Source organism: Streptomyces sp. NPDC041135 (assembly GCF_055592085.1).
This window is the reverse complement of the sequence record NZ_JBVIYZ010000019.1, coordinates 69713-81191: the sequence shown is the minus strand read 5'-3', so window position 1 is coordinate 81191 and position 11479 is coordinate 69713. Positions and strand designations below refer to the sequence as shown.

Annotated in this window: 10 protein-coding genes; 5 read left to right on the top strand and 5 right to left on the bottom strand. The window is 70.8% G+C overall.

The window, feature by feature from the left end:
* Positions 1–236 precede the first annotated feature (236 nt).
* Complete coding sequence (locus tag ACZ6CZ_RS30025) at positions 237–1130, top strand: glycoside hydrolase family 19 protein (RefSeq protein ID WP_469027441.1); 894 nt, start codon at positions 237–239, stop codon at positions 1128–1130.
* 349 nt (positions 1131–1479) lie between these two features.
* Here ACZ6CZ_RS30025 and ACZ6CZ_RS30020 read toward each other — a convergent pair whose 3' ends face one another.
* Both ACZ6CZ_RS30020 and ACZ6CZ_RS30015 read right to left on the bottom strand, forming a co-directional pair.
* Entirely contained in the window at positions 1480–2226 is a 747-nt protein-coding gene (locus ACZ6CZ_RS30020) for a phosphotransferase family protein (RefSeq protein WP_469027438.1), read from the bottom strand.
* A 163-nt stretch (positions 2227–2389) separates the two neighbouring features.
* Positions 2390–3511: a serine hydrolase domain-containing protein gene (locus ACZ6CZ_RS30015; RefSeq protein ID WP_469027436.1), complete on the bottom strand. Its 1122-nt coding sequence runs from the start codon at positions 3509–3511 to the stop codon at positions 2390–2392.
* 168 nt (positions 3512–3679) lie between these two features.
* Between ACZ6CZ_RS30015 and ACZ6CZ_RS30010 the strand changes: the two genes are divergently transcribed.
* Together ACZ6CZ_RS30010 and ACZ6CZ_RS30005 are read left to right on the top strand one after the other, a co-directional pair.
* A complete protein-coding gene (locus ACZ6CZ_RS30010) occupies positions 3680–4363 on the top strand; it encodes a TetR/AcrR family transcriptional regulator (RefSeq protein WP_469027433.1) in 684 nt (227 codons plus the stop codon).
* A gap of 204 nt (positions 4364–4567) precedes the next feature.
* Positions 4568–5455, top strand: a complete 888-nt coding sequence (locus ACZ6CZ_RS30005; protein ID WP_469027431.1) for an alpha/beta fold hydrolase — start codon at positions 4568–4570, stop codon at positions 5453–5455.
* Positions 5456–5541: 86 nt separating this feature from the next.
* Here ACZ6CZ_RS30005 and ACZ6CZ_RS30000 read toward each other — a convergent pair whose 3' ends face one another.
* A complete protein-coding gene (locus ACZ6CZ_RS30000; protein WP_469027428.1) occupies positions 5542–6147 on the bottom strand; it encodes a dihydrofolate reductase family protein in 606 nt (201 codons plus the stop codon).
* 379 nt (positions 6148–6526) lie between these two features.
* Here ACZ6CZ_RS30000 and ACZ6CZ_RS29995 point away from each other — a divergent pair, with 379 nt between their 5' ends.
* Entirely contained in the window at positions 6527–9688 is a 3162-nt protein-coding gene (locus tag ACZ6CZ_RS29995; protein WP_469027522.1) for a TIM-barrel domain-containing protein, read from the top strand.
* Between the two features lie 114 nt (positions 9689–9802).
* Here the strand turns inward: ACZ6CZ_RS29995 and ACZ6CZ_RS29990 are convergent, their stop codons facing one another.
* Positions 9803–10021 carry a hypothetical protein gene (locus ACZ6CZ_RS29990; RefSeq protein ID WP_469027425.1) on the bottom strand — a complete coding sequence of 73 codons (219 nt, stop codon included), beginning with the start codon at positions 10019–10021 and terminating at the stop codon, positions 9803–9805.
* A 183-nt stretch (positions 10022–10204) separates the two neighbouring features.
* Positions 10205–10975 (bottom strand): alpha/beta fold hydrolase, encoded by a 771-nt coding sequence (locus ACZ6CZ_RS29985; RefSeq protein ID WP_469027423.1) that lies wholly within the window; start codon positions 10973–10975, stop codon positions 10205–10207.
* A 62-nt stretch (positions 10976–11037) separates the two neighbouring features.
* Here ACZ6CZ_RS29985 and ACZ6CZ_RS29980 point away from each other — a divergent pair, with 62 nt between their 5' ends.
* Positions 11038–11469, top strand: coding sequence for a MarR family winged helix-turn-helix transcriptional regulator (locus ACZ6CZ_RS29980; RefSeq protein ID WP_469027420.1), 432 nt, complete (start codon positions 11038–11040; stop codon positions 11467–11469).
* Positions 11470–11479 lie beyond the last annotated feature (10 nt).

Genomic DNA, 11479 nt, shown 5'->3' with positions numbered 1-11479 from the left:
AGGAGTTGACCTGGCACCCTCAGGCGCCCCGCCCGTGACCTGGTAGGCCGAGCGGGCGCGGGGGCGACCACCCGTTCGCAGTATTGGTCTATACCTTGACCCGGACACACCAAGTCGTCGAGTATGGCCTTCACACCCCCCACCCCAGGCGCCCGGACGGCATGGCCGCCCCTGGAACAGCGCATGCACGGCACTGCCTCATCCCGGTGCAGCCTGGCCCGGCATAGGAGTTGCTCATGTCGAAGCGCCGCCTGTCCGCGCTCATGGCCGCGATCGCGATCGGAGCCACCGCTCCGGCACTGCTGCCGGCCACCGACGCCTCCGCCACGTCCTGCTCCAGCTACCCGAGTTGGACAGCCGGCAAGGCCTACGTCACCGGCGACATCGTCCGCTACACCGACGGCAAGACCTACGTCGCCGAACACGACAACCCGGGGTACGACCCCACCATCAGCACCTGGTACTGGGACCCGTACACCTGCGACGGCAGCGGCCCGACCAACCCCTCCGGCAGTTTCGTCGTGAGCGAGGCGCAATTCAACCAGATGTTCCCCAACAGGAACTCCTTCTACACCTACAGCGGTCTCACGGCCGCGCTCAGCGCCTACCCGGGCTTCGCGAACACCGGCAGCGACACCGTCAAGAAGCAGGAGGCCGCCGCCTTCCTCGCCAACGTCAGTCACGAGACCGGCGGCCTGGTCTACGTGGTGGAGCAGAACACCGCCAACTACCCGCACTACTGCGACTGGAGCCAGCCGTACGGCTGTCCGGCCGGCCAGTCCGCCTACTACGGCCGCGGGCCCATCCAACTCAGCTGGAACTTCAACTACAAGGCCGCGGGCGACGCGCTCGGCATCGACCTGCTCCACAACCCGAACCTGGTGCAGACCGACGCCTCGGTCGCCTGGAAGACAGGGCTCTGGTACTGGAACACCCAGACCGGACCGGGCGCGATGACTCCGCACAACGCAATGGTCAACAGCGCCGGATTCGGCCAGACGATCCGCAGCATCAACGGCTCCCTGGAGTGCGACGGCAAGAACCCCGCACAGGTGCAGAGCCGCGTGGACGCCTACCAGCGGTTCGTGCAGATCCTGGGCACTACCGCGGGCGCCAACCTCTACTGCTGACCCGCAGCCCCCGCCCGGGCGGGCCCGGTGACGACAGGCTCCACCTGTTCGACCGGGCCCATCAACCTGCGCGGCCCGGCACTGGGCTGGTAAGCGCTGCGGACAGGGCTGTCGGGTACGGATGTGTCATCCATCGCTCCCAGCCACGGTGGCACACAGCCGTGAGGAGACGTGACGTCGCTGCCCCCTAAGCGCTCTTGGAATCCACCACGGTGGTGTTGCCGCCACCGTGGTGGGTGTCCTCGCAGGCGGCATCGTCGGGCGCCGCAGCGAGCAGTGGCGGTGGCTCCGGAACCGAGTGCGGCCGCCTACGGGAAGAAGGTGCCGGTCAGGCCGGGCCGGCGCAGCCTCACATCCGGGATTTCAGCACGTCGACCTCACAGCCCGGCGCGAACGGGTCGAAGCCGTGCTCGGTCAGCCAGCGCACTATCAGCAGGCTTCGCAGCGACCACCACGCGTGGATCACGTCGAGGTCGATGTCGGTGCCGTAGCCGGAGATGACGTCGTCGAGGCGTTCCTCGTGTCCGAGCGTGAAGGTGGCGAGGTCGTACAGGGCGTCACCCTGGCCCGCCTCGGACCAGTCGATGATGCCCGTGACCTCGTCGCCGTCGACGAAGACGTGATCGATCTGCAGGTCGCCGTGGGTGAACGCCGGAGTCCACGGCCGGAGCGCGGCCTCGGCGACCTGGCGGTTGCGGGTGACCAGGCCGGCGGGCAGGACGCCGTTCGTCACGAGCGACTCGCACTCGTCGTCGAGTTCCGCCGCCAGCGCGACGATGCTCCGCCCGGCCCGGCCCGACCGGGCAGGCAATGGCGCGTCGTGCAGCTTCCGGATGGCGGCGCCCGCCGCGGCCCACGCCGCCGGCGACCCGGTCGACGGTCCGCCGAGGCGCCCAAGCGTCGTCCCCGGGAGTGCGGCCAGCGCGAGCACGGACGGTTTGTGCCACAGGACCTCCGGAGTCGGGACCGGCGCCAGGGCCATCGCCTCGACCTCCGCATCGATGCGCGCCTGATCGCCGTCCACCTTCAAGAACACGTCGCCGACGCGCAGGGTCGCGCGCTCGGAATGGGCGACGACGACTGTGACCTCATCCATGGGCGACCAGTATCCCGGGGATGGTCGCCGACGTCGCCGGGTTTCTCGCCTGCGATCAACCGCTGACCGCGTCCCGGAGGCCGGCGACACGACCGTCCCCACAGCCCGCCTGCCCGTGACTGTCCACGCCGTCAGCCGCCGGCAGGTTCAGCCGGTGTCCCGGTCAGCCGTACATCGCCACGCGGTACAGAGCCGCGAGTGCGTCGTCGATGGGGTGGGGCTGCGGTGTGCCGGAGGGGTCGAGTCTGTTCCACCTCTGGAAGTTCACCGCGACGGCCATCTGCCGCTTGCCGTCCATACGGGTCATGGCCAGCGCTCCCCCACCCCACACCGATCCGCCATGGCCCCAGAAGGTGGTGGCCTCACCGGGACTGTCCATCGGGTGCAGGCCGAGGCCGTAGGCGATCGTCTTTCCCTCCTGGGAGACGACCGGGACGGTGTGTTGCATCTGCGCCAGCGAGGAGGGAGTGACGATGTCCCCCGCCAGCAGCTTGCCGAAGAACCGGTTGAGGTCCGCGACGGTCGATGTCAGCGAGGCCGACGGTCCCACCCAGGACATGTCGTAGACGCTGTAGTCGCGCGGCGGGTCGATCATCCCGAACCACGCCTCGTAGAGCCGCGAGTGCGGCCCGTCGACGTAGGGTCCGTCGGGGAACGCGGTGTCACGGAGCCCGGCGCGCTCGATGACGTTCCGGGTGATGCAGCGCTCGGCCGTGGTGCCGGTCACCCGTTCCAGGAGTGCGGCGAGGAGCAGGTAGTTGGTGTTGGAGTACACCCCCGGAACACCGCCCGGAGTGCCGACGGCAGGTGCGGTGACTCCCATTCCGATCAGTTCGGCGGGGTCGAACCGCGTGAGCCGGTGGTCGTCCAGGCTCTCGGGTCCCGTCTCCGCGAGGGCGGGGAACGCCTTGAGGGACGGATAGGCGTACGGGAAGTACTCGGCGAGACCACTGGTGTGATTGATCAGCATGCGGACCGTGATCACGTCACCGCGTGCCCCGGGAACCAGCTCGGGAAGGTACCGGCCGATCGGTGTGTCGAGACCGATCCGACCACTCTCGACCTGTTGCAGGACCGCTGCGGCGGTGAAGGTCTTGGTGATGCTGCCGACCCGGTGCCGCATCCCGGCGGTGACCGGGCGACCGGTGACGACGTCGGCGACCCCCGCGGCGCCGCGCCAGACCTGGTCCGCGTCCCGCACCTCGGCGAACAGGCCCGGCATTCCGGCGCGGTGGACGTTCTCGAGGGCGGCGTTCAGTATCGCGTGGTCCAGTGAACCTTTCACGTACAGCTCCTCTCGTGTGCCCCTGGTGAGCTCCGCGTCCGTCGCGGCCCGGACGACAGGGCAAGCGTGCTGTGCCGACCTGTCCGGTGCGCTCATGTCCTCATTATGCACGCGGTGCGTGCAACGCCAAGTGCATACGTTAGGCTGAGAGTTGGCGGAAGGAGCACGATGGCAGGTCGACGGCGTTGGTCAACCGAAGAGATCCTGGACGCGGCGGCGGAACTGCTGCGCACGAGCGACGCCGACTCGTTCAGCGTGCGCAGGCTGGCCGCGGTCCTGGGGACTGATTCCTCCAGCCTCTACCGGCACTTCCGCAGCAAGACCGAGCTGCTGCGCGCGGTCGCCGACCGTGTTCTCCTGGCCGCGATGCACGGCTACCGGCCCGCGGGCGACTGGAAGCAGCGCATCACCTCTTTGGCCCTGCGTGTCCGGGAGGCGTTCGGTCAACAGCCCGAGCTCGCCGCGGTCTGGGGACGCCACGCGTCGAGCGGCACCGGTTCCCGGCTGGTCATGGAAGAGGTGTTGCAGGCCCTGCGCGCGTCGGGGCTGCCCGACGAGGAGATCCCGGTGCGCTACCACCGGATCGCGGTCCTCATCGCCGCGTTGATCGCCTCCGAGGCCGGGATCAGCGCCGTCACCCCCGGAGAGTACGAACAGGGCATGGAGCTGTTCCGCGTGGCGGTTCTGGGCGCCGACCCCGAACGCTTCCCAGCCCTGGCCCACTTCGCCCGCGACGTCCGCCCCCTCGGGGTGGAGCGCCGCGCCGCGTTCGAAGAGATCCTCGCCGCCCAGCTCGGCCACATCGAGGAGCAAGCTGACCGAGCCAGGCCTGTCGACCGGCAGCGGCCTTGACACGGCTGGACGGTGACCGCCGCCGAGGGCGGGGCGACTTCCTCCGCCACGCCACCGGAGACCGCCCCCGGCGGATGTCACGTTCCAGGGCCGCGACCGCTCTCAGATACAAGCACCCACGGGGCGGACGGAGACCGTTGACGCCGATGCCGTGATCCCCCGTGGTGCGACGGCGCGATCCGCCTATGTGTCGAGGGAACATCCATGAAGCGAATCGAACTGACCGCAGGAACGATCGAGTACGAGGACACGGGTGGCGACGGCCCGGTCCTGGTGCTGCTGCACGGGCTCATGGCGGACGCCACGCTGTGGGATGCGACGGTCGCCGACCTGGCCACGGATCACCGGTGCCTCGTACCGACGTTGCCGCTCGGGGCACATCGACTCCCCGTTCGCCCCGACGCCGACCTGTCGATGGCCGCGGTCGCGCGTCTGGTGGCGGAGTTCCTCGACCGCCTCGACCTCCAGGGCGCCACAGTGGTGGGCAACGACACCGGTGGGGCGCTCCTGCAGCTCCTCATGTGTGACGGCACCACCCGGATCGGGCGTGCGGTGCTCGTTTCCTGCGACGCGTTCGACAACTTCCCGCCCGGGCTGACCGGGAAGGCGCTCGTCCTCGCCGGGAGGCTTCCGCCGTCGTTGTTCGGGCTGTTCATGCAGCAGATGCGGGTGCGTGCCCTGCGCCGGCTACCGATCGCGTTCGGCTGGTTGACCAAACGGGGTGACGCCGTCACCGCCCGGTGGACGAGACCGGTCATGCGGCAGGCCCGGGTCCGCCGCGACACCGTACGGATGCTGCGGGCGGCGGCGGCCGACACCCGCTTCCTGCTCTCGGCCGCCGAGCACCTGCGGGACTTCACCCACCCCACCCTCGTGGTCTGGGCGAGCGAGGACCGGGTGATGCCGCCCGAGCACGGACGACGCCTCGTCGAACTCCTTCCCCAGGCCCGGCTCGTCGAGGTGGACGACAGCTACACCCTCATCCCCTTGGACAAGCCTGGAGAACTCGCCTCCCACATAAGGCAGTTCACGCACGCCTCCGGCACCTCCGGCACCTCCGGGACGCCGGACGCGTCGCACGGGCGGGCGTGAACGGAGCGTTAGCTCAACCCGGGCCCGTTGGCACCCGCCGATTCGCCACCCGGCCGACGCAGGCCGGCTGTCCATGCCCGTCGGCGTCAGTAGCTGTCGTAGGTGGGCGTGCCGCTGGGCCGGTAGACGCCGACCATGGTGCCGCCCTTCGTCGTCGAGACGCTGACCGGCTCCAGAGCGGTGGGGATCGCGCCGTCGGCGAACAGCCGCTTGCCGGTGCCGATGATCACCGGATGGACGGTGAGCCGGTACTCGTCGACGAGGCCGTGCTTCATGAGGGTCTGGGCGAGGTCGCCGCTGCCGACGACGTTGATCCTGCCGCCGTCGGATTCCTTCAGCCGACGTACGGCGTCGACGACGTCGCCCTCCAGCAGCGTGGAGTTCTGCCACTCGACGGACGACAGGGTCCGGGACGCCACGTACTTGTGCATGGTGTTCATCCGGCTGGTGAACGGGTTGCCGGGATCGGCGGTCGGCCAGTAGGACGCGAAGATCTCGTACGTCTTGCGGCCGAGCAGCATCGCGTCGGAGTGCTCGTACCATCCGGCGATGGCCGTGCCGACCTCGTCGTCGGACGCCCTCTTCTGCCAGCCGCCGTGCTGGAAGCCGCTCTCGGCATCCTCGTCCGGGCCGCCCGGGGCCTGCATGACGCCGTCCAGCGTCAGGAACGTGCAAACGGTGATCTCGCGCATGGTGCGCTCCCTTCGTCGACGGGTAGACCGCGCACCCGCCGGAAAGTCATCGCCCGCCGGCCTCCTGATCCCGCGGGCCGGTCCCGTTTCGCGAATGGCTGTTTCCCACCGGCTCGCCACGCCGCGGCCGGTGGGAACCTACCGTGCAGCACCAAGCACGCAGGCACCCGAGCCCCCCGGTGGGCCGCGCACACCCCAACCGCACGGCCACGCGCGCCCGCCCGCCTCGTCCCACCCCAGCCCCCACCTCGAGGAGACGGGTATGAGACACCGCAGGACATCGTTATCACGTGCCAGAACATCGTTGTCACGTGCCAGGACATCGTTGTCGCCCGCCCGCACGACCCCGGCCCGGCACGCGCTGTGCGCCGCAGCGGTCCTGCTGGCGAGCGCCCTGGCCGCACCCGTCGCCGCGCACGCGGCACCGGCCGCGCCGGTCCCGGCCGCGAGCCAGGCGGTGGTTTCCGGACAGGCCCGGTTCGAGGTCCTCTCACCCACGCTGATCCGCACCGAGTACGCCGGGGACTCCCGCTTCCTGGACGCCGGGACGTTCAACGTCAGCGGACGCGACGGCTTCCCCTCGACCTCCTTCACGACCTCCACCGCCGGCGGCTGGCTGCGCATCACCACGTCCAAGGTGACCCTGTCCTACAAGGTGGGATCGGGACCGTTCACCGGACAGAACCTGTCCGTGGCGCTCACGGCGGGCGGGCAGAGCGTCACCGCAGCCCCCTGGCAGCCCACGGCCACGTGCGCCTTCTCGGCACGCTGCGAGGCGGAGCAGCAGACGCTGGCCGGTGTGGCCACGGCCAGTGATCACAGCGGCTACACCGGCACCGGTTTCGCCGCCGGCTTCACCGCCACCGGAAGCACGCTCAGCACGGCGGTGACGGTACCGGCCGACGGCACCTACCAGTTCGACCTGCGCTATGCCAACAGCACCGGCGGCGACGGCCAGGCCACCACCCGTACGCTGAGCCTGTCCGCGGACGGCGGTGCCCCCCAGCGGATCAGCCTGCCGACCACCGCCGACTGGAACACCTGGACGGTCGCCACCGCCGCGGTGAGCCTGACGGCCGGCTCCCACACCCTCACGCTCGCCCGCACCGGCGCCGACTCGGGCAACGTCAACGCGGACAGCCTCGCCCTCGTCCCTCCCGGCGCGGCCTTCCCCACCGCCGCCACGGCCGCGCAGGACTGCGCGTACGGCACCGTGTGCGACGCCGAGACCGGCACGCCGGCCGGAGGCGCCGCCCTCGCCGTGGACCACAACGGCTACGCGGGCCAGGGGTTCGTCGCCGGCCTGGAGCGGGCCGGGGCGAGCGACACGCTGCACGTCACCGGAGTCCCGAAGGCCGGGTCGTACACCCTGCAACTGCGCTATGCCAACGCGACGGGCGGCGACGGCAAGGCCGTCCCGCGCACGATCGGCATCTTCGCGGGCGGCTCCACCACCACCGCCACGCTGCCGGTGACGAGCGGCTGGGACAACTGGCGGACAGCCGTCGTCCCCGTCACCCTGCCGGCCGGCTCCAGCGATGTGGCCGTCACCTGCCCCGACGCCACGAGCTGCCACGTCAACCTCGACACCACGGCCGTCACCACCACCGGCTCGCCCGTGCTGTCGCCGCACGCGCCGCTGGGCGGATACCGCCGCGGCCTGGACGGCGTCAACGGCTCGGCGGTGACCACGCCCGGCCTGCTGTACCAGGACGGCTGGAGCCTGCTGGACGACACGCTCTCGGCAGTGTGGACCCCCGGCAGCAAGACCGTCAGCCAGCGGCCCGGGCACGGCGGCGCGCCCTACCAGGACGGCTACGTCTTCGGGTACGGCCACGACTACGGCGGCGCGCTGGGCGACCTGGCGCAGCTGACCGGGGCCTCACAGCTGCTGCCGCGCTGGGCGTACGGCGTGTGGTACTCGGAGTACTACGACCGCACCGCGGCGAGTTACCAGAACACGATCCTGCCGCGCTTCCGCTCCGACGGCGTACCGCTGGACGTCCTGGTCACCGACACCGACTTCAAGGCCAGGAATACCTGGAACGGCTGGGAGCCGGACACCACCAAGTTCCCCGACTTCGAGGGGTTCCTGGACTGGTCGGCGGCGCAGGGCCTGCACAACACCTTCAACATCCACCCGAGCATCGACAGCGCCGACCCGCAGTACGCCGCCGCCCAGGCCACCGCGAACAACAAGCTCACCGCCGACGGCGGCCACTACACCTTCGACTGGGGCGACCCGGCGCAGCTGAAGGCCTATCTGGACCTGCACCAGAGCATGGAGCAGCAGGGCGCCGACTTCTGGTGGCTGGACTGGTGCTGCGACAACTCACGGTCCTCGCTGCCGGGCGTGACTCCCGACGCGTGGATCAACCAGCAGTACGCCTCCGACGCCGACAAGACCGTCGGCCGCGGCTTCGCCTTCTCCCGCGCCTACGGCTCCCTGCAGGCGGGCGGCTACAGCGGCCAGGCCGGGCTGCCCACCGGGCCGTGGGCCGACAAGCGCACCACCGTCCACTTCACCGGCGACACCACGTCCACCTGGGCGACGCTGGCCATGGAGGTCGGCTACACCCCGGGCGAGTCCGCCTCGACGGGGCTGTCCGCCGTCAGCCACGACATCGGCGGCTTCAACAACGACGGCACCCAGGCCACGGGTGCGGAAGCCGGCTCCACGAAGGCAGCCGACGACCTCTACGCCCGCTGGGTGCAGCTGGGCACCTTCCAGCCCATCGACCGCCTGCACGGCAACCACAGCGACCGGCTGCCCTGGCAGTACGGCAGCGCCGCCAAGGCCTCGGCCGAGAAGTTCCTCAACCTGCGCGAGAACCTCGTCCCCTACACCTACACCCTCGCCCGGCAGGCCCAGACCACCGGCGTCCCCGTCGTACGGCCGCTGTATCTGCAGTACCCGGAGTGGCAGGACGCCTACGGCTCGGCGGGCAGCGAGTACCTGTACGGTCCCGACGTCCTGGTCGCCCCCGTCACCGGTCCGGGCACCAGCACCACCACGCACGTGACGTTCCCGCCCGGCAACACCTGGACCGACTACTTCACCGGCGCCACCTACCAGGGCGGCACCTCCGCGGACGTCGCCACCACCCTGGACACCATGCCCGTGTTCCTCAGGTCCGGCGGCATCCTCGCCACCCGGGCCGGCAACGTCACCAACGACGTCCAGAACCCGCTCACCAAGGTGGCGCTCGACGTCGCCCCCGGCACCAGCGGCAGTCTCACCCTCTACGAGGACGACGGCACCGACACCGCCTACCAGAGCGGTCAGTCCGCCACCACGAGGATCGCCTGGGCCGACGCCTCCCGCACCCTCACCATCGCCGCGCGTTCCGGCACCTACACCGGCGCCCTCGCCACCCGGACCTGGACCGTCCGCCTGCACGGCCAGAACGCGGCCCCCGGCTCGGTCACCGTCAACGGCACGGTGGTCACCGCCTCCTACGACTCCGCCACCCACACCGCCACGCTCACCACCCCCGCCCTGAGCACCACCCAGCCCGTCACCGTGACCGTCCGCAGCTGAACCCCAGAAGAGAGGCCCCCGCTCTCGAGCGGGGGCCTCGGGGCCCGGCGGTGGGGCGCCGTCCCGCCGGTTCTCCGGGGGGCCTGCCGGCGCGTCGGCGTGAGCGGGTGCGGCTCACTCGCCCTGAGGCGTCGTCCCCGGTGCTTCGTCCGTATGGGACCGTTCCGGCTGGTCCTCCTCGTCGGCCAGGTCGGTGTCGTCCGGAGGGCCGCTGTTCCAGGCGACGGGGGGTGTCGGCGCCGTGATCGTCTGCGGTTCGTCGGAACCGGGGCGGACGCTCGGCTGGGATCCGGATGCGTGGGGCGTGCGCGTTTCGTCGTTGGACTTCGTCATGGAGTGCGAGTTCCCACCGTTGTCGTTCGAATGCCGTGTGGCGCCTTCATACGGATGATTCCCCGCCCGAGAGGCGCCGCGATCGCCCGTCGGAGGGACTTCGCGCGCCGCCCGCGAACTCGCGGCCGTCGCTCGAGGCGATCGCCCCGCGAGGGCGACGCTCCTGGTCGGCGCCGTGCTCCTTCAGCCTCGCCGTGCGGCGTGGGTTTCGTCGGCGAAGGAGTCCAGCAGGGCGAACGTGTGCTCCGGCTGTTCCAGGTGGGGCAGGTGTCCGGCCCGCGGCACCGTCACGAAGCGGGCGTTGCCGAAGGCGGCGGCGTACGCCCGCCCGTAGGCCGGGGTGACGATGCGGTCGGCCTCTCCCCAGAGCACGAGTGTCGGTACGCCGACCTGGGCGAGCCGCGCCCGCAGGGTGGGGTCCGCCATCGCGGGGCCGCCGGAGAAGAGGCGGAGGGCCGCCATGTTGGCCGCCATCGCCGCACGCCGCTCGGCGGGCAGCGTCTCCGGAGCGACGTAGAAGCGCTCCGAGTCATAGTAGGCGTACGCGGCGACACCCCGGGCGTCGAGTGCGAAGAAGTCACGCGCCGGTTCCTCCTCGACCTCGATGCCGACCGCGTTCATCAGCGCGAGGCCGCCGATCAGCCCCTCGGTGTCGGCGGCCGCCATCTCCGCACCGATCCAGCCGCCGAGCGAGGACCCCACGACCAGCACGTCGGACAGTCGCCGTGCGCGAAGGAGACGGAGGTATCCGGCGGCGAGGTCGGCCACGCGGGTGACGTCATCGGGGCGCGGGGTGCCGTTCCAGCCCGGGTGGGTGGGCAGCAGGGTGTGACCGGTCGCGGCGACGTGATCGGCGACGGTGGCGACGGTGGCAGGCCCGCCGCCACCGTGCAGGACGAGGACGGGACGGCCGGCAGCCGGTCCGGACACGGTGAGCGTGAGGTCGGAAGTCATGCCGCGACCGTAACTAAGGATGCTTAATTAAACAAGGTTAGTCACTGTGGTAGCCTGCCGGCATGGCTGTTGACCTGCAGACCCTCGGCAAGGCCGTGAAGGCCGCCCAGTACCGGCAGCACCGCTCCCTCGACACTCGCCTCGCGGCCGTCGGCAGCACCCTGGCCCAGTGGGACGCCCTGCGCGCGATCGACGCCGCGCCGGGGGCCAGCGCACGGGAACTGGCCGCGACGACCTTCCAGAGCGAGCAGGCGTTCGGCACCCTCGCGGGACGGCTGGTCGCACAGGGCCTGGTGGACCGGCGCAAGGGCCATGGCCGACGCATCGAACACCACCTCACGACCGCGGGCAGACAGGTGCTCCGCGCGGGGAACGAGGTGGCGGACTCCACGCTCGCGCAGTGCTTCGACACGCTGACGGACCCGGAGCGGGCGGCCCTCCTGGCCCTGCTGCGGAAGCTCACGGACCGCCCGGCCGGCGACAGCGACACCTGACCGGGATGGC

Coding starts and splice junctions, on each gene's coding strand:
- ACZ6CZ_RS30005 (WP_469027431.1), top strand. CDS start 4,568: ATGAAGCGAATCGAACTGACCGCAGGAACGATCGAGTACGAGGACACG.
- ACZ6CZ_RS30025 (WP_469027441.1), top strand. CDS start 237: ATGTCGAAGCGCCGCCTGTCCGCGCTCATGGCCGCGATCGCGATCGGA.
- ACZ6CZ_RS29980 (WP_469027420.1), top strand. CDS start 11,038: ATGGCTGTTGACCTGCAGACCCTCGGCAAGGCCGTGAAGGCCGCCCAG.
- ACZ6CZ_RS30000 (WP_469027428.1), bottom strand. CDS start 6,147: ATGCGCGAGATCACCGTTTGCACGTTCCTGACGCTGGACGGCGTCATG.
- ACZ6CZ_RS29990 (WP_469027425.1), bottom strand. CDS start 10,021: ATGACGAAGTCCAACGACGAAACGCGCACGCCCCACGCATCCGGATCC.
- ACZ6CZ_RS30020 (WP_469027438.1), bottom strand. CDS start 2,226: ATGGATGAGGTCACAGTCGTCGTCGCCCATTCCGAGCGCGCGACCCTG.
- ACZ6CZ_RS29985 (WP_469027423.1), bottom strand. CDS start 10,975: ATGACTTCCGACCTCACGCTCACCGTGTCCGGACCGGCTGCCGGCCGT.
- ACZ6CZ_RS30010 (WP_469027433.1), top strand. CDS start 3,680: ATGGCAGGTCGACGGCGTTGGTCAACCGAAGAGATCCTGGACGCGGCG.